This window comes from Novacetimonas maltaceti (assembly GCF_002906255.1).
In the GTDB taxonomy this organism is placed as follows: Bacteria; Pseudomonadota; Alphaproteobacteria; order Acetobacterales; family Acetobacteraceae; genus Novacetimonas; species Novacetimonas maltaceti.
The window spans coordinates 238,548-256,789 of record NZ_POTC01000001.1 but is presented as its reverse complement, the minus strand read 5'-3'; the positions used below and the strand labels follow the sequence as shown (position 1 = coordinate 256,789).

General features: G+C 63.4%; 12 protein-coding genes. 1 reads left to right on the top strand and 11 read right to left on the bottom strand.

The genetic code is table 11. The features are described from left to right. The first annotated feature begins 84 nt into the window (after positions 1-84). Positions 85-936 carry a creatininase family protein gene (locus KMAL_RS01115; protein WP_110093906.1) on the top strand — a complete coding sequence of 284 codons (852 nt, stop codon included), beginning with the start codon at positions 85-87 and terminating at the stop codon, positions 934-936. 26 nt (positions 937-962) lie between these two features. On the opposite strand, the gene KMAL_RS17095 is transcribed toward KMAL_RS01115, so the two are convergent. The 11 genes from KMAL_RS17095 to glgB form a co-directional block, all read right to left on the bottom strand. Further along, complete coding sequence (locus KMAL_RS17095; protein WP_167400034.1) at positions 963-1,115, bottom strand: hypothetical protein; 153 nt, start codon at positions 1,113-1,115, stop codon at positions 963-965. Between the two features lie 113 nt (positions 1,116-1,228). Further along, the gene (locus KMAL_RS01110; protein WP_110093933.1) at positions 1,229-3,052 is read right to left on the bottom strand and encodes a glycoside hydrolase family 15 protein; all 1,824 of its coding nucleotides are present in this window, start codon (positions 3,050-3,052) and stop codon (positions 1,229-1,231) included. A 10-nt stretch (positions 3,053-3,062) separates the two neighbouring features. Continuing rightward, a complete protein-coding gene (gene ybaL / locus KMAL_RS01105; RefSeq protein WP_110093905.1) occupies positions 3,063-4,757 on the bottom strand; it encodes a YbaL family putative K(+) efflux transporter in 1,695 nt (564 codons plus the stop codon). A gap of 35 nt (positions 4,758-4,792) precedes the next feature. Next, a complete protein-coding gene (locus KMAL_RS01100; RefSeq protein WP_110093904.1) occupies positions 4,793-5,149 on the bottom strand; it encodes a hypothetical protein in 357 nt (118 codons plus the stop codon). Positions 5,150-5,185: 36 nt separating this feature from the next. Continuing rightward, positions 5,186-5,713: a DUF4142 domain-containing protein gene (locus KMAL_RS01095; protein WP_110093903.1), complete on the bottom strand. Its 528-nt coding sequence runs from the start codon at positions 5,711-5,713 to the stop codon at positions 5,186-5,188. 101 nt (positions 5,714-5,814) lie between these two features. Beyond that, the gene (locus KMAL_RS01090; protein WP_167400035.1) at positions 5,815-6,990 is read right to left on the bottom strand and encodes an acyltransferase family protein; all 1,176 of its coding nucleotides are present in this window, start codon (positions 6,988-6,990) and stop codon (positions 5,815-5,817) included. A 367-nt stretch (positions 6,991-7,357) separates the two neighbouring features. Continuing rightward, a complete protein-coding gene (gene treY / locus KMAL_RS01085) occupies positions 7,358-10,120 on the bottom strand; it encodes a malto-oligosyltrehalose synthase (RefSeq protein ID WP_110093901.1) in 2,763 nt (920 codons plus the stop codon). Further along, positions 10,117-12,168, bottom strand: coding sequence for a 4-alpha-glucanotransferase (malQ, locus tag KMAL_RS01080; protein ID WP_110093900.1), 2,052 nt, complete (start codon positions 12,166-12,168; stop codon positions 10,117-10,119). The genes treY and malQ overlap by 4 nt, the downstream gene beginning before the upstream one ends. Further along, a complete protein-coding gene (treZ, locus tag KMAL_RS01075; RefSeq protein ID WP_110093899.1) occupies positions 12,161-13,939 on the bottom strand; it encodes a malto-oligosyltrehalose trehalohydrolase in 1,779 nt (592 codons plus the stop codon). The genes malQ and treZ overlap by 8 nt, the downstream gene beginning before the upstream one ends. Continuing rightward, positions 13,936-16,065 carry a glycogen debranching protein GlgX gene (glgX, locus tag KMAL_RS01070; RefSeq protein ID WP_180999705.1) on the bottom strand — a complete coding sequence of 710 codons (2,130 nt, stop codon included), beginning with the start codon at positions 16,063-16,065 and terminating at the stop codon, positions 13,936-13,938. Before glgX ends, treZ begins: the two co-directional genes overlap by 4 nt. Further along, positions 16,062-18,233 (bottom strand): 1,4-alpha-glucan branching enzyme, encoded by a 2,172-nt coding sequence (gene glgB / locus KMAL_RS01065; RefSeq protein ID WP_110093898.1) that lies wholly within the window; start codon positions 18,231-18,233, stop codon positions 16,062-16,064. Before glgB ends, glgX begins: the two co-directional genes overlap by 4 nt. Positions 18,234-18,242: the final 9 nt, after the last annotated feature.

Genomic DNA, 18,242 nt, shown 5'->3' with positions numbered 1-18,242 from the left:
CAGCGAGAGACAACTCCCAATCTGCTCAAAACGCAGACTGGACGCCATCGCAAAAACCGTCAATCAAATCGCCAAAACCCAGAAATTACCGGCCAAGCACATCAATCAAGGGTTCTTCGATCCCTCCAGGTCTCAGACAAAATATGCCTGGCGGAACTGACGGCGGAGGAGGCACGCACCGCGCTTGCGGACAATCCGGTCATCATCCTGCCGCTTGGCAGCCATGAGGATCAGGGCCCCCATGCCCCCATGGGGGACTACCTGTGCGCCGATGCAATCGCGCGCCGCGTGGCGCAGGCCGCGCGCGCGCGCGGGATCGGGACGTATGTCGCCCCGGTCCTGCCTTATGGGGGCGCGGACTATTTCGGCAGCGTGGTCGGGGGCATCGCGCTGGAACAGGCGACATTGCGCGCGGTCCTGACGGACATGATGTCATGCCTGTTGCGGCATGACCTGACCCGCATCATCGTCTTCAACGGGCATGGCGGCAATGCGCAGGCGGTCCATGACGTCACGCTGTCCCTGCGGCACAGGCATGGTGTGGTGATCCCGTGCGTCTACCTGTGGAGCATTGCCTCGGCCATGCTCGCCGACGTGATGGGGGACGCGGATGCGGCAAGGCGGTCTGCCGGGCATGGTGGCAATCCGCTTTCCAGCGTCGCAATGGCCCTGTTTCCGGAACTGGTGCGTCCCGACCTGCGTCCCGCACCCGCCTGCGCCCATGAATTCATGGGCCTGCCGGTCAACGGGTTCGCCACGGCACAGTTCGAGGGGGCCAGCATCAACTTCCCGCTCGAAATTGATGAAATCGCCACCAGGGGCGTCGCACAGGCCGACCCGCGCCTGTGCGACGCCACGACCGGGCAGGCCCTGGTGGATCGCCTGACCACGCTGGGTGCCGACCTTGTGGTGCATCTCATGAAGGAAAACTGGTAGGGCCGGCCAGAGACCTTCCATACGCCCTACGGCGTCCCCCTGTCCGAACTGTCAAGCAGGTCGAGCATTTCCGCAGGGGGAGGTTCATGCATGATGAAATCGAAACACGCATGCAGTTCACGCCGCACCCAGTGGAACAGGGACAGGTTTTCCGCCTGCATATGGAAGGAAAATTTCATGACATCCATTGTTCCCTCCCTTGATTCATTGCCCACTACAGCGCGTGATCCGACAAAAGGTTTCATGCGGGTCGCGCGGCAGGGCTGCGACTGCGGCACATGACAGGGACCGGCTATTTCTTCCTGCGTCGCTGCCCGCTGGCGTCGATCACGCCCCCCGCCAGCATGTGGGCGGTATGGACAAGGGCGAAATGGCTGAAGGCCTGCGGGAAATTCCCCAGCTGCCGCCCGACGACCGGGTCATATTCCTCGGCAAACAGGCCAAGGTCGTTTCCATAGGACAGCAGGCGTTCGAACAGGACGCGGGCCTCCTCCACCCTGTGCGACATGATATAGGCATCACACAGCCAGAAACTGCAGGCGAGGAACGCGCCTTCGCGCCCTTCCAGCCCATCGGCCGCCACCCCTTCGGGCAGGTAGCGGTAGACCACGTTGTCATGCAGCAGTTCTTTCTCGATCCGTGCGATCGTACCCTGCACGCGCGGATCATCGGCAGGCAGGAAGCCCAGCAGCGGAATCTGCAAAAGGGAGGCATCGACACGGTCCGCGCCATAATACTGCATGAAGCTGTTGCTGGCCGTATCAAAGCCTTTTTCACAGACCTCGGCATGGATTTCCTCACGCGCGGCCCGCCATGTCCCGACCGGGCCGTCAAGCCCGAAATCCACTGCGCTGGCGATCATCCGGTCGAACGCGAACCAGCACATCATCTTGGAATAGACGAAATGCCGCTTGGGGCCACGCACCTCCCACAGGCTGGAATCAGGTTGCCGCCACAGGACCAGCAACCGTTCGGCAATGGCGCACTGAAGCGGCCACACCGCGTCCATGTCCGCCAGGCCATCACGCCGCGCCGCATCGAACGCCCCCAATAGGGAACCATAGACATCAAGCTGCAACTGCTCATGCGCGGCATTGCCGATGCGCACCGGGCGGCTGCCTTCATATCCCGCCAGGTGATCGAGCGTGGTTTCGGTCAACCGGCGTTCGCCATGCAGGCCATACATGACCTGCAACCCGTCCGGCGCGCCCGCCGTCGCGCGCATCAGCCACCACCGCCATGCGCTGGCTTCCTCCATATAGCCCGAGACCGTCAGCGCATGCAGCGTCCACACCGCGTCGCGCAGCCAGCAGTAGCGATAGTCCCAGTTGCGGCTTCCCCCCGGATCCTCGGGGAGGGAAGTCGTGGGGGCCGCGACGATTCCCCCCGTCGGGTGGTACGTCAGCGCCTTGAGCGTCATGAGCGAACGCCGCACTACCCCGGCATAGGGGCCTTCGTACGTGCATTGCGCCGCCCACAGCCGTCCCTGCGCCTCGGTATGGCGCAGCAGGGCATAGGGGTCGCGGGGCAGGGGCGGGATCTTGTGCGATGGAAACCACTCCAGCGTCGTGGCGACACTCTGCCCCGCGACGATTGTGAAATCCGAAGTGGTGGAAAAATTGGCGTTGCTGAGGTCTACGCTGCTGCTCAGGCGGATGGCGTCCGGGCCGGCAAAGGCGAAGATCGCCCCTTCGCGCCGTTCCACCCATGGTATCCATTCCCCGTAATTGAAGCGCAGGCGCAGTTCGGCGGAAAAATCGACATGCCCCTCGACGCCCCGGATGATGCGGACCAGTTCATGCAGGTCGCCGTCGACAGGTGTCGGCATGAAATCCAGCACGACGGCACGGCCTGTCGGGGTTTCGATCGTGGTTTCAAGGACCATCGTATCGGTGATGTAGCGCCGCGAGATACGCGCCGCGGGATCGACGGCACGCACGGCCCATTCCCCGTTATCGGGCGTGCCAAGGAGGGAGGCGAAGATCGCCTCGGAATCAAAGCGCGGCATGCACAGCCACTGGATCGTGCCATCGCGGTGGATCAGCGCGGCACTGTGGGTGGAGCCGATCATGGCGTAATCTTCGATCCGGTGGGCGACGGTGGCGGCAGGGGACATCAACGGGCCCTCATATGCGGGAAGGATCGGCGCGGCCGCCAGATGGCGTCCCACGGGTTGCGTAATCCAGCATCGCGCGCGCGATTTCACGCTCCCCCATGATGACCAGGCTGGCGCCATATTCGGAAAGGTAGTCCGCCGCGCTGTCGAAATGCGCACGTGCGACGATATCGAGTTCGGGGCTGAGACCACGTGCCTGCTGTATGATTTCCCCCGCCTCGAACGCATCGGGGATGGCCACGATCAGGATACGCGCACGATCCAGCCCCAGCAGCGGCAGTAGTCCGGGATCGGCCGCATTGCCCAGCATGACGTCGATCCCGCGTTCGCGCAGGGCACGGACCTGCATGTCCGCTTCCTCCACCACCAGCAGCGGGACATGATCCGCCCGCAATCCTTCGGCGACAAGGGACCCCACCCGGCCGCACCCGATCAGGACGGCATGGCCGCGCAGTGCCGCAACCGGGTCCTCAGGCGCCGCAGGGCCGGAACGCAGGCGCGCACGGCGGTCCAGCGCGGTGTTCACCCGGTTCACCAGCGCCACCATGACGGGGTTGAGCAGGATGGACAGGATCGATGCCCCCAGCACAAGGTCGCGCGCGCGCTCCACCAACAATCCCGACTGCACGCCAAGGGCGGCAAGGATGAAGGAGAACTCCCCGATCTGCGCCAGGCCCGCCCCGACCGACAGCGCCGTCTGCCATGGCTGTCGCAACAGGCGCAGGGTCACGACCGTCAGCACCGGCGTCGCCCCCATGATGACCGCAAGCGTCCCCAGAAGGGGCAGGGGATGGTGCAGCAGGATCCCCGGATTGAACAACATGCCGACGGAAATGAAGAACAGCACCGCAAAGGCATCACGCAAGGGCAGCGTTTCCGCGCCAGCATGCTGCGACAGTGGCGATTCACTGAGCACCATGCCAGCAACGAATGCCCCCAGAGCAAAGGAAACCCCAAAGATTTCCGTTGCCGTCAGCGCAACCCCCAGCGCAATGGCCAGCACGCACAGGCGGAACAGTTCGCGTGAACCGGTATGGGCGACATAATGGAGCATCGCCGGGATCAACCGCCGCCCGACAATCAGCATCAGGGCGATGAAGGCGGCGACCTTGCCGATGGTCAGGGCCACCGCCAGCACGAGTTGCCATGCCCCCGGTGCGGCGGCATGCGGGTCATGTTTCAGCAGTGGCGCCATGACCGGCAGAAGCACCAGGACCATCACCGTCAGCAGGTCCTGTATGACCAGCCAGCCAATCGCGACATGCCCGCGCTGCGTATCCATCAGGCGGTGTTCCTGCAACGTCCGCAGCAGGACAACCGTACTGGCGATGGCAAGCGTCATGCCAAAGACGACGCCGCTGCCCCATGACCAGCCCAGCAGGTGGGCCAGAAGCATGCCGCAGACCGTCGACAGGACGACCTGCACCATTGCGCCGGGAATGGCGATGGCCCGGACGGAGACAAGGTCATTGACGGAAAAATGCAGCCCCACGCCAAACATCAGCAGGATGACGCCAATTTCCGCCAGTTGGGGGACCAGGTCCTGGTCCGCCACGAAACCGGGGGTAAAGGGGCCGATGATGATCCCCGCCAGAAGGTAGCCGACCAGAACGGAGCACCCAAGCCTGCTGGCCACCGTCCCCAGCACGAAGGCAAGGCCGAGACCTATGACCAGAATGGTGACAAGGGGACTTCCGTGCGGCATGGCCTGCTGATCCCATCAAGGCGGTTATGACATGGTTATGCCGAGGATTGCCTCCCTGCCTCAGGAAGTCCCATCCAGCCCGGATGGCGGCGCTCGATCCACGCCAGAAGACGCGCCACCCCCCGGCGCAGGAGGGGAATATCCTCGGCCAGCAGCACAAGTCCCAGCGGTGTCATCCACAGGCCGAAGACCGGCAGGATGGCCAGGGAACCGGCCGGGACCAGCACGATGCCGACCGGCAGCCTGATCCACCGCGCGGACGGGCGGCGCAACCTGCGTACAAGGGACTGGATCCGCACCGGAAGCCTGCGGACAAGCAGTTCCATGCGACGTTCATAATCATGCATGAAGGACCCGGCATGATGTTCATCATCGGGCGCTGGCTGGTTCATATTCCGGCTTTTTCATATATTCCGTCCACCCTGGCATTATTGCGGCAACCTGCGCGCCATTTCCAGATGGGATTTCAGGGTGGGCAGGGTTTTTGCCGCCCACGCCTTCAGCTTCATGTTATCCCCATTGTCGGCATAGCGCTGGAACAGGGAAACCGCGCTTTCGTGTGCGCTGATCTGCTGCGCGCGGTAGCGTTCCTCGAAACTGCTTCCGTGCAGTTTCCTTAACCGGTCGAGCATGTCCTGATGCGAGCTGTCCAGGGTCGTGGGCAGGTCAACCTGCAGGTCGCCACTGTGCACCATTTCCTTCAACTGCCCGGAGGTGGCCTGGTGGTCGGCAATCATCCTGGATGAAAATTCCTGCACGGAAGTCAGGTGCTCCTGCTGCGCCAACTGGCTGGACTGGATTTCGAACTGGTCGCTGACAGCCACTTCCCGGACAAAGTCGGCAGTGGCCGGAGCCACGCCGAGCACGGAATTGATGCCTGTCTTCTCCGGCAGGGACTGCGCCAGCGCGGAAGATGAACATAGCAGGGCGGCAAAAACGAAGCAGATCTTTTTCATGACACGACAACTCCTGTTGTGCATGTAAAAAGTCTTTTCCAGGATGAAAGTTTTTATATTTATTCGTGATTTTCAAATTTACCCGCACGGCCCCGCCCGTTTCACCCGACCAGTTCGGGCTTGAGGTACCTCCGCCGCGTCAGCCAGTAACCGGCCCGCATGCAGGGGGATTCCACACACCAGAAACAGGCTGTCGCAACCATGACGCAGCCAGGCATCGCAAATGCCGCCCATCCCCACAGCGGCATGTACTGCAGCAGCGTATAGGCCATGACAAGAAGGACGACCATGTGGCTGAGATACAGGCTGTATGAAATATGCCCCAGGCCCTGCATATGTGATTTCTGCAGAAATGACCTGATCGTTTCATTATTGATCGCAATGCAGATCACCGAGACCGACCCGATGGTCGTGCAGACGATCCATATGAGATTCTTCATGATCCCGACTGCATTTTCCGGACCTATGGTCGGCGTTCCCAGCAGCAGGACCGCAAGTGGCATGACAACAGTGCGGATCACGGGACGGGTTGCCCCATAAAACCCGAATATCCGCTCCCTGAACTGGTAGAAAAGGATACCCACGACAAAAAGTGGCAGATATTCAAAGGTGAATATCATGCTGTGCATGAAAGTGGTCGGCGGGTTTTCACCCAGCCTGTTGAGGAAAATGCTGGAACAGAAATATGCGGCCGTGACACAGGCCAGCGTCTCGTTCCTGTATTTTTCCATAAGGATGAACAGGATCGGAAAGATCAGCGATACCCTCATTTCGATGATCAGGGACCACATCGGGTTATCAAGACTGACGAGTGGTACGGTTCCGATCATCAGGAGATGGCCTGTCACGACCTGTTCGGTCGGGTAGATGGACCACGGCTCACTCGCAAACCACTGGCTGACCCCATGCAGGGGCGCCACCTTGACAATCGGCAGCAGGGCGGCACTGAACAGGATGACCACGGCAAAAGGCAGGTATATCCGAAATATCCGTCGCACGATGAAACGTCCATAGGACGTCATGCCCTGACGTGCCATGGAAAGGGACAGGACATATCCGCTGAGCACAAAAAACAGCCCCACCGCGCCAGAGCCCGAGATGATGAGGCGTAAGGGCGTGAAATGGAAAATCATTTCAGGTGTAAGGGATACACCCATCATATGCGCAACATACGCATGTGATTTCCATTCATCGGGAATGATCAACCAGAAATGGAAAAAGACAACAACCAGCGCGGCAATGCCACGCACGGCATCAAGCTCTGTTTCGCGACGCACGACAGCCCCCATCCATATTGGGTTGAACCAGAAAAGTCCTGTTCCTGACAGGAGATACGACCACAGGCATGCCCGCCCGACATTCCGGCGCAGGTGTCCTGAGGATGATGAGTGAAGATGTTCTGACATGAATCTGACGCGGCGCGTCCGCATCCGGACGCTCGCCACAAAAAGAACATAATTTGAAAAATGTCCGGAATCCAGATTATTTGCGGCACCGGGCGGGGCGGGCTGAACACATTTATTTTCAGGGAAAGTCGATGCCTGTCTGAAACTTTTTCGCTGACATCCATCTCATTTCGATTCAACATCAAAATGCACATGAAAAAACAGGGATTCCGTGTACATAAAGGCAGCATAAGCGAAATCAGGAAATCCCGCCCTCCACCTGGACCAGACATTCAACGGGAATACCATCCTCAAGGAATGACAGCGAAAGACGCTTCGTATGCGCCTGCACCCGGTCTTCATGCACGATGCTGCGCCATTGTGTATTTGCAGGCGTCGTCAGCAGCAGAAATGTCTGTCCCAGCAGGGAAGTATCAAGATGCAGGTCATGGGGCGAGGGAACGAGCCCCCAGCAGTGACGTACCACCACGACAAGCAGCGCAATCCCGTCATGCCGTCGCAGGAATGCGATGACATGTTTCCCGGCCGGCCCTGACACCTCGACCGGTTCATAGGAACCTTTGGAAAACACATGTGGATATTGCGCCCGGAAGGCCAATAATTTCTGCAGAAGGCATAACTTCACGCCTCCCGTCCGCCAGTGCGCGGCCTGCTGGCGCACCGACCCTTCCTGCCGGAGGATTGCCTGACGCAGCATGAAATCCACCGGCCGGCGATTATCCGGGTCCACCAGCGAAAAATCCCACAGTTCGGTCCCCTGATACAGGTCCGCAACACCGGGCAGCGTAAGGCGCAGGACAAGCTGCGCCAGGGAATTCACCGCCGCCGCGGGCGCCATGGTTGCCACGATTGCATCCATGTCGGCAATGAAACCGCCCGATGCCCGTGGGTCCAGCAGGCGTTGCGTGAATTCGCGACAGCCCTCTTCATATCCCGCATCCGGGTCGGTCCAACTGGTATGACGCTTTGCCTCCCGCAATGCCTTGACCTGCCATGCCACTATACGGTCCTGAAATCCCTGCCGCGCATCGGCATCTGGCCATGGCTCCAGCGGCCATGCTCCCAGCATGGCCTGATACAGGATCATTTCATCCACCCGGTCCGGCGTCATGCGGCGCCTGCGCAGGTGCGCATTGCCCACGATCCACCGGTTGACCAGATCATGCCATCGCGCCGCAACCTCACTCAGGACCGCAAGGCGCATGCGTGCATCCTCGCCACGTTTATGGTCATGCGTTGCAGTCGCCAGCAACGTATCGGGGCATGTCCTGCTGCGATACATGTTCTCCTTGTGGAAGGAAGCGACCGGCAGGGACATCCGCCCCGGGTCGGACCCCACCTCGTTACGCGAAAGCAGCCGTCCATAACGGTAGAAGGATGTGTCCTCGACCGCCTTGGCGGCAAGCGGGGCCGTCAGGTGTTCAAACCGCCGCTGTGCCTCGCGGATGGAGACATCGCGCATTCCCGTCCGGCCCAGCATGCCCACGATCCAGTCCAGCATGTCATGGCATGATGGCGACAGATGTGCCCGTGCATCCTGTGCCGCGGCCTTCAGCACGGCATGACCGGCCTGATGCCCACCCTGCGCATCATCGGAAAAATACGTGCGATAGACATGGAATTCCACCAGAAGGGCGTAAAGGACCCTGCCAATGCGGCCCATGGTGTAATCACGCGTGTCGGCGCTGCATTGCGCGATCATGGCCAGTTGCGTTTGCAGCCCCGACAGTTCGGCCGCAAATACATCATTGAGGATCAGGGACCGCGCATTGCGTTCCGTGTCGGCGAAAGTCGGGTCCGCGATGGCATGGTCACGCCACAGGCCATCAAGCAGCGCCGTCCCGTCAGGATCATGCAGCACGGCGGAAACCTGGTCCATGAACTCATAACCCGTTGTTCCCTCCACCTGCCATGAAGGGGGCAGATGTTCGCGATCATGCAGGATCTTTTCTACATGAATCGAAAGATGCTGCGGCGCGGTGCCAGGGCGCAGGTGCCGCACGGCCATCAGGCGCTGGCGCAGGCGCAGGCAATAGGCCGCAGGTTCGCTCAGGCCATCGACATGATCCACCCGTACCCCGTCGATCAGTCCATCCGCATACAGGTCGATGATGTGGCCATGCACGGCGTCGAACACGTCCTCATGCTCAACGCATAAGGCGGCAAGGCCGGTAATGTCGAAAAAGCGTCGCCAGTTGATGAGGTCCGGCGTCGTGCGCCACCATGCCAGCCGATAGGACTGCCGCCCCAGCAGGTCATCCAGGGCCGCGCGCCCGCAGGCCGTGCGCGCATCATGCCGCCCGACAATCCGTGAGATCGCGGCCTGCCCATCCGCCGTCGCCGCCCATGCCGCCAGCCGCGACAGGGCAGGGTAGCCGCCCCAGTCCGCAACCGGCGCGGGGGCAAGTGCGGCAAGTTCGGCACACAGGTCGGCAGGCGCGCCGACATCGGACAGCAGGGCGGCATGATGACGCGGGCAGACAGGAAAGCGGTGTTCATGATGATGGATGAAAAACATGCCGCTTTGCGCCTCATGGGCAAGGCGCAGCATCCCGTCGCGCAGCGCCGCACCATACGGACGGTCAAGGAAAGGCGCCAAGATACGTCCCTGCAGCCATGGGGCGAATGCGTCCCAGTCGATATCGAAATAATGCGCCCGCGTGCTGGCACATCCCCAGGCCAGCACATCCTCCCACCAGCGGTTGCCTGATCCGCCGACCGCCATGTGGTTGGGCACGATATCGACAATCAGTCCCATCGCATGCTCCCGCAGGCGCGCGACAAGGCGGCACAGCGCCGCATGCCCGCCAAGTTCGGGATTGACGCGACCGTAATCCAGCGTGTCATAGCCATGGGTCGACCCCACCCGCGCCATCAGGATGGGGGAGGCATAGACATGGCTTAGCCCCAGTCGGGCGAAATAGGGCACCTGTGCTGCGGCGTCATCGAGCGTAAAGCCCGCATGCAGTTGCAGCCGGACGGTTGCGCGCAGTTCGTTCATGGCATTTCGCGTCCCTTGCGCAGCAGCGCCAGTCGGTGCATGGCATCGGGCGATGACAGGGGAGGATGCACACCGGCCGGGTAGCGGCGGCGCCAGTTGGGATGGCCATCGACCGTGCCGGGCAGGTTGGGCTGCTCCACAAGGCCCAGCGCATCTTCCAGCGGCAGGATCGCCAGTTCGGCGGCGGACATGCCGATAAAGCGCGCGGCCGCGTCCACCACGGCCTGCGCGCCTTCGGGCGTCAGCGGCGGCAGGGGAGCATGTCCATCCCCGGCCAGAACCTGCCACAGCGCCCTGCGGTCTTCCTGCCGGCGTGCACGCATCGTGCGCAGGTGCTGCCGCGGGCCGGCCTGCCTGAGGCGTTCGCGCCAGTCGAGGTCGCTTCCCAGCCACCATCCCGCCACGGTGGGCAGGTCATGGGTGGAGGTCATGCCAATAGACCCGGCCGCCCATTCCGGCGGCGCCATGAACGTGCCATCGGCATGGCGCTGGAACCACAGGACACTCATCCCCATGATGGCGTGCCGGCGCGCATCGCGACGGAAGGAAGGGGCGACCGTCCCCAGGTCCTCGCCCACCACGATGGCCTCATGCCGCAGGGATTCCAGCGCGATCAGGCGCATCAGGTCCGCGCCGGGGAAGGCAAGGTAGGCCCCGTCCATGGGGCTGCCGCCTTCGGGTATGATCCACAGCCGCTGCAGGCCCATGACATGATCGATCCGCAGGCCCCCACCATGGGCAAACCCCGCGCGCAGGGTCTGGATGAAGGCCGCATAGCCATGGTGACGCAGGCCGACAGGTGAAAAACCGGTCAGGCCCCAGTTCTGCCCCATCGGGCTGAGCACATCGGGGGGCGCACCGATCGAAAGGCCCGTGAGGAACTGCGCGTGCTGCGCCCAGCACTGGCTTCCGCCGGGATCGACGCCTACGGCAAGGTCCATGATCAGGCCAATCTTCATGCCGGCATTGCGCGCGCCCTCGCACGCACGGCGCAGGCTGGTGGCCGCCATCCATTGCACGAAGCCGTGGAATTCCACGTCGGCGGCATGCAGGCGGGCGAAATCACGCACTTCCTCGCTATCGGGACGCCGCAGGCAGGGCGGCCACATGCGCCAGTTCCCGCCCTGCGGGCCCTTGCGGATTTCCTGCGCGTGCAATGCCTCGAATATGGCGTGCCGACGCAGGTCCTCGCCCCCTGCGGTTACGAATTCAGTCATGGCGGCAGGCGGGGCAGGGGCGATGACATGGTCATACAACCGGCGCAGCAGCCGCATCCGCACCTGCGCCGCGCGCGGCCAGTCGATCAGGTCGGCATCCTGCAAACGCGACAGCAGGCCGGGCGCCTCGTGCTGCGCGTGCATCGCCATGGTGATGTCATGGGCGCTGAAAACGCAGTGCGGATCAGCCAGCAATACATTGAGGAACAGGCGGCTGGACGGGGAATAGGGGCTGTACCGTTCCGGGGCCGCGGCGAACATCGCATGGACGGGACTTAGCGCCAGCGCATCCGCGCCCTGCGCCGCCGCCTGCCGCGCCAGCGATTCCACCGCGCTGAAATTGCCGATGCCGCCATCATGCGGCATGCGCAGGCCATAGATCTGCGCCGCCACCCCCCACAGGCGTGGATCACGCCGCCCCGCACGCTTCGCCACGCTGCAACAGCGCGCAGGTGCGATGGCAAGCGTCGTCATGGCGTCATGCAGGTGCAGCCGATGGTATCCGGGCACGGTCATGGCGGGCAGCAGGCAGGTGCCATCACCATGCGGATGCAAGAAGCCCTCCACACTGCCGCCATCCTCCAGTTCCAGCCGGAAAGCCCCCTTCCCGTGGAACACGCCCGCGGGCAGGGGCGTGGGACGGTCAACCTCTCCCACCACCAGCGGCGGCAGGAGCGGGGCCTCGTGCAGCACGGCTTCCTCCTTGTTCAGCACACGCAGGAGGTGACGCAGGCTGTCATTGCCGACATGGCGCATCTGCCCCGTGGCATCGCGCCAGCGGCGGCTCAGCCCCAGCGCGCGGGCGCGCGCGGACAGGGTGCGCTCATCCATGGCCTCCCTCCGTCATGAAGACCCGGATCGCATATCCCGGCAGTCCCGCGCCCCCGTGCGTTGCCTCGTCCGGGCAGGCATAGATCAGCCTGTCGGCGCAGGGGGGAACATCCGCCACTACCCCGGCCCCCAGATTGAGCATGATCGTCAGGACCGCGCCATCGTTCATGCGCCAGCGCGCCAGGACCGCACTGTCGCCCATTGCGCGCGCGTCCAGCGCATGCGCGCCCCGCAGGCGCGGGATGACCCATTTCGCCCGCAGCGCCAGCAGGTGCGTGGTCAGGTTGATCCGGTCCTGCGCCCGTGCCGACTGACGATCGGATTTCGGCAGGAGGCTGGCCTCGAACGTCGCGGGATCGTTGGGATCGGGAATGGTTTCGCGCACCGCCGGGTCGGAAAAATGCGAAAACGCCGCCAGTTCCTTTCGCCGCCCGTCACGTACCACATGGCCCAGTGCCGCATGGTGGCTGGTGAAAAACAGGAAGGGGCGCGTGCTGCCCCATTCCTCGCCCATGAACAGCATCGGGATCTGCGGCGACAGCAGGAGCAGTGCATAGGCCACCCGCAAGGCGCGCGGGTCGGCCAGGGCGTCCAGACGCTCGCCAAAGGCGCGGTTGCCGATCTGGTCGTGATTTTGCAGGAACAGGATGAAACTGGTGGCAGGCAGGTCACCGCCCGGACTGCCGCGCGGAAGCCCGGTTACAGGTTCGACCTGTCCGTGGAACAGGAACCCGTCACGCAGGACCGTGGCCAGTTCGCGGGTCGTGCCGGTTTCGAAATTGCCATAATATCCTTCATGCTCGCCGGTCAGCAGGACATGCAGGACGTTATGGCCATCGTCATTCCACTGTGCATCGAACCCGCGACGCAGCAGGTCGGCATCGTTGTTGCGGTTTTCCAGCATCAGGTGGACACGCCGTCCCGGCTCGACACAGTCGCGCACGCGCGCCAGCAGGTCCAGCAGCCAGTCACGCGGCGTGATCGCATCCACCGCATCCAGCCGCAGTCCGTCGAAACGGAATTCCATCAGCCAGTACAGCGCATTGTCCAGGAAATAGGTCTGCACCTGCGGCACGGTGAAATCCAGGGCCGCCCCCCATGCCGTATGCGACCCGGCGCGGAACATGGGGGCTGCGTATTCAGCCAGGTAATTCCCATCCGGGCCAAAGTGATTGTAGACGACATCGACAAAGACCATCAGCCCGATACGGTGCGCGGTATCGACCAGCGTCTTCAGGTCATCTACCGTCCCGTAAGAGGATTCCGGAGCATAGGGCAGCACGCCGTCATATCCCCAGTTGCGGCCGCCCGGGAATTCCGACAGGGGCATCAGTTCGATGGCCGTGACACCAAGGGCGGCAATCCGTGGCAGGTCATCGCACAGGGCGCGGAACCCGCCGGCAATGCCGACATGCACCTCGTATATGACGGCCTGCTCCCACGCACGCCCGTTCCATTGGGTGCTGCGCCATTCAAAGGCGCGGGGATCGACCACCATGCTTGGCCCATGCACGTCATCAGGCTGCGCGCGCGATGCAGGGTCCGGCACGATCAGGTCCGGGCCGACGCGATAGCGGTAGCGCGTCCCGGCCCCCACCGGGGCGATACATTCAAAATACCCGTCCGCCGCCGCCTGCATCGGCATGTCGGGATACCCGTCAAGGAGGAGGGAGACCTGCGTGCACGAAGGCGCCCACAGGCGGAACAGCGTACGTGACGGGTCCAGCAGCGTGGCCCCCATCGTGGTGCGATAGGCATGGCGTGCGCTCATGACGGGATCTCTTTCGCTACACTGTGCGGGGTAAAGGACATGAACTGCACCGAGGACGCGGCAACCCTGAAGGTCCGGGGAACCTCCATCCCCATCAGGGGGCCGAACGGGTCCGCGCTGTCGAGCAGCAGTACCCACGCGCCTTCGGCTTCGGGCAGGGTGCAGGTGGCTTCCTGAAAGCCGGGGTTGAGCAGCAGGAACGTGATATCCGTCCCCCCGCCGGGACAGCGGCAGGCGCGGCGCAGGCCGAGGACGCGGTCATTGGGGTCGTTCCACCGTTCCGGCGTCATCGCCGTGCCGTCCGCGGCGTGCCACGAAATATCGGTGATATCGGGCGAAGGGCAGTGCCGGGCATGCCAGAACGTGTCCCCGCGCACCGATGGATGCGCACGGCGCAGGGCGGTCAGGCGCGCGACATAATCACGCATCGCGCGCCCCTGCGGATGTTCCAGCAGGGACCAGTCCAGCCAGCTTGTCGCATTATCCTGGCAGTAGGCATTGTTGTTGCCATGCTGCGTCTGCCCGAACTCGTCCCCCGCCAGCAGCATCGGCGTACCCTGCGCCAGCAGCAGCGTCGCCAGCATGCCGCGACGCACCAGGGCGCGGGCATGGGTGATCGCGGGGTCGGATGTCGGCCCTTCCACGCCCCAGTTGGCGCTCAGGTTGTCGGCGTGCCCGTCCTGCCCGTTTTCGCCGTTTTCCGTGTTATGGCGTTCGGCATAGCTGACCTGGTCCATCAGGGTGAAGCCATCATGTGCCGTCACGAAATTGATCGAAGCCGTCGGACGCCGCCCCCGGCGGTCGAACAGGTCCCCGGAACCGGACAGGCGCACGGCCATGTCCCCGCGCTGCAATGCGTCGCCACGCCAGAACCGGCGTGTCGTATCACGGAAACGGTTGTTCCATTCCGCAAGTCCGGGCGGGAAATTGCCAAGCTGGTAGCCACCCGGTCCCGGGTCCCACGGTTCCATGACCAGCTTGCACCGGCACAGCACCGGATCCTGCCTCAGGGCATCGAAGAACCCCGAACACGGGTCAAAACCATAGGATTCCCGCGCCAGCGTGGTGCCAAGGTCAAAGCGGAACCCGTCGACATGGAACTCCGTCGCCCAGTAGCGCAGGGAATCCATGACCATCTGCAGGACGCGCGGATGCGACAGGTTCAGCGTGTTCCCACAGCCGGTATCATTGATGAAATGCCGCTCATCGGACGGGACAAGCCGGTAGTAACTGGCATTGTCCAGCCCGCGCCACGACAGGGTGGGGCCAAGTTCGTTGCCTTCGCAGGTGTGGTTGTACACCACGTCGAGGATCACCTCGATCCCCGCCGCATGCAGGTGCCGGATGGCGACGCGCATTTCATGCAGCGACCCGTCGGACAGGTATGCCGCATGCGGGGCGAAAAATCCCAGCGTGCTGTATCCCCAGTAATTCGTCAGTCCCCGCTCCAGCAGGAAGCGGTCCCGCGCGAACGCCTGCACCGGCATCAGTTCAAGCGAGGTCACGCCCAGTTTCACCAGGTAGTCGAGGGTGCGCGGATGCGACAGGGCGCGGAACGTGCCGCGCTCGGCCACCGGCATGTCTTCGCGCAGGATGGACATGCCGCGCACATGCGCCTCCATGATGACACTCTGCCCCCATGGCACACCCGGCGGGCGGTCATCGCCCCATTCGCAGGCCTCGCCACCCCCGACGACACATTTGGGCATCGCCTGACCGCTGTCGCGCCGGTCAAACGACAGGTCGCCGCGCTGCGCGCCGATCCGGTATCCGAACAGCGCATCGGACCATACCAGCGCACCATGCAGGCCCCGCGCGTAGGGATCGAGCAGCAGCTTGTGCGGGTTGAAGCGGTGTCCACGCAGCGGGTCATACGGGCCAAAGGCGCGAAAGCCATACAGCAGGCCGGGACGGGCATCGGGCAGGTAGCCATGCCAGACCTCGTCCGTATATTCCGGCAGGCACATCCGCGCGACTTCCCGCCGTCCCGCCTTGTCGAATATGCACAGGTCGATCCGCTGCGCATGGGCGGAAAACACGGCGAAATTGACCCCCAGCCCATCCCATGTCGCCCCCAGCGGATAAGGCCTGCCCGCATGCAGGGTGGCGGGCCACGGCGGCGTCATGGCGACACCCGCGCCATGCTGAGATACACGACCCCAAGCGGCGGCAGGGTCAGCACGCAGGCATGTGCCTGCCCGTGTATCCAGTATGGGCGACTGTGCACGCCACCGGCATTGCCCACGCCCGAACCGCCATATTCGATGGCGTCGCTGTTGAAGACCTCATGCCAGTATCCGTCATGGGGCACCCCGACATGATAGTCGTGGTGTACTTCTGGCGTCATGTTGCACACGATCAGGACCGGCGCGTTGTCGCGGTCCTGGCGCATCCATGCAAAGACGCTGTTGGCCGTATCATCGGCGATGACCCACGCAAAACCGCCCGGCACGCAGTCCCCACGATGCAGGGCGGGACAGGCGCGGTAAAGGCGGTTGAGGTCGCCCGCCATGCGACGCGTGCCCATGGCAAACGGCAGGTCGGCCCTGTCCCACGGCAGTTCCCCTTCCGGGTTCCACGGTACATCCGGTGCGAATTCCTGCCCCATGAACATGAGTTTCTTGCCCGGCCATGCCCACAGGAAGGCCAGGTAGATACGCAAGGTGGCATGCCTGCGCCACGCATCGCCCGGAAACCGCAAAAGCAGGGCAGGGGCTGCATGGGCCGTATCCGCATGGGAATGGCACAGGATATATTTTTCCGAAAATGCCTGTCCCGACAGCGCAACCATGTCCATGTGATGCTGGCCACGCCATTGGGGGTCGTGCCCGAGATAGGTGCGCAGGTGGCAGGGCATGGCGCGGTTCCATTCGAAGGAAAACCCGTATCCGCCATGTTCGGCCGGCATCGTGACACCGGGACCGGACAGGCCGCCGGATGCGATCACGAGTGCATCGGGCACCCGCTGCGCAATGGCCATGTTGAGTTCACGCAGGAACGCCGTGATTTCATCCTCATGCCACGCCACATGCCCGCGCAGGTCCACGCGCAGGCCATCGACATGGTAATGTTCCAGCCACATCAGGGCACTTGCGATCAGGAAGCCACGGACCTCCGGGCGGCCAAGGTCGTAGCACAGCGGCGTCCCTTCCGCCGCCGAGCGGTCATGGGGGCGCGGGTGCGGATGTTCGTACAGCGCCGTTCCGTCAAAACAGGCAATGCCATGCAGGTCCGGCGACAGGCGGTCGGGGATCCAGTCCACGATGACCCCGATCCCCACGCCGTGGCAGGCATCGACAAGGCGCGCGAACCCGTCCGGTGGCCCATGCCGCGCCGAAGGGCAGAACAGGCCCAGCGGCACGCACCCCCATGACCAGCCCGAAGGATGTTCCATGACCGGCAGGAAGCCGACATGCGTGAACCCGCCCGCCTGGACATGCGCAATGAGCGCGCCCGCAAGCGCATCCCACGACATGGTCAGCGCCGGGTCCCCCTTGGGCCGCCGCCATGACGGGGCATGGAGCGCATATATCGTGATGGGCGCGTCATCCGCCTGCCATCGGGCGCGATCGCGCATCCATTCCCCATCCGTCCATGCAGGGAGCGCCGGCGGGGCGATGACAGAGGCCGTGGCAGGCGGTATTTCCGCCTGCCGTGCAAAAGGATCCGCCTTGTGCGGGACAATATGTCCCTGCCGATCAAGGATTTCGTATTTATAGCGCTCACCGGCGCCAAGGCCGGGAATGAAAATCTCCCACACCCCCACCGACGGATGCAGGCGCATCGGGTGGCGCCGCCCGTCCCAGATATTGAAATCCCCGATGACCGATACACGTTGCGCATGCGGTGCCCATACCGCAAAGCGCACGCCCGCCACCGTATCGACCTGCATGGGATGCGCCCCCATGATCTGGTCAAGCCCGGTGGCCCGGCCACTGGAAAACAGTTCGAGTTCACGTTCGCACAGCAGAGCGGGAAAGGAATACGGGTCTTCCGTCTCCTGCACCCCATCCGCCCACGTGATCCGCAGGCGGTAGGACGCCCCCGCCGGGATATGGCCGATATACAGGCCGGTATCGTCAATCCGGCGCATGGCACGTTCGGCCCATCCCCCATGCGGGCGACGGATCACCAGTCGCACCCGCCGCGCGTCACGATGGAAGACGCGCACGATATCGACAGCCCCCGCATTGTGACGGCCCAGGATGGAGAAAGGCTCCCCACACGTACCATCCAGCAGGTCCGCCGTGCCCGGCGGCAGGGCATAGAGTGTCTTGTCATCCAACCTGGGCATTGCTCAACC

Bases quoted from the DNA above. Each gene is read 5' to 3' on its own strand.
- KMAL_RS17095 (WP_167400034.1), bottom strand. From the start codon at position 1,115: ATGAAATTTTCCTTCCATATGCAGGCGGAAAACCTGTCCCTGTTCCAC.
- KMAL_RS01110 (WP_110093933.1), bottom strand. From the start codon at position 3,052: ATGTCCCCTGCCGCCACCGTCGCCCACCGGATCGAAGATTACGCCATG.
- ybaL (WP_110093905.1), bottom strand. From the start codon at position 4,757: ATGCCGCACGGAAGTCCCCTTGTCACCATTCTGGTCATAGGTCTCGGC.
- KMAL_RS01100 (WP_110093904.1), bottom strand. From the start codon at position 5,149: ATGAACCAGCCAGCGCCCGATGATGAACATCATGCCGGGTCCTTCATG.
- KMAL_RS01095 (WP_110093903.1), bottom strand. From the start codon at position 5,713: ATGAAAAAGATCTGCTTCGTTTTTGCCGCCCTGCTATGTTCATCTTCC.
- treY (WP_110093901.1), bottom strand. From the start codon at position 10,120: ATGAACGAACTGCGCGCAACCGTCCGGCTGCAACTGCATGCGGGCTTT.
- malQ (WP_110093900.1), bottom strand. From the start codon at position 12,168: ATGGATGAGCGCACCCTGTCCGCGCGCGCCCGCGCGCTGGGGCTGAGC.
- treZ (WP_110093899.1), bottom strand. From the start codon at position 13,939: ATGAGCGCACGCCATGCCTATCGCACCACGATGGGGGCCACGCTGCTG.
- glgX (WP_180999705.1), bottom strand. From the start codon at position 16,065: ATGACGCCGCCGTGGCCCGCCACCCTGCATGCGGGCAGGCCTTATCCG.
- glgB (WP_110093898.1), bottom strand. From the start codon at position 18,233: ATGCCCAGGTTGGATGACAAGACACTCTATGCCCTGCCGCCGGGCACG.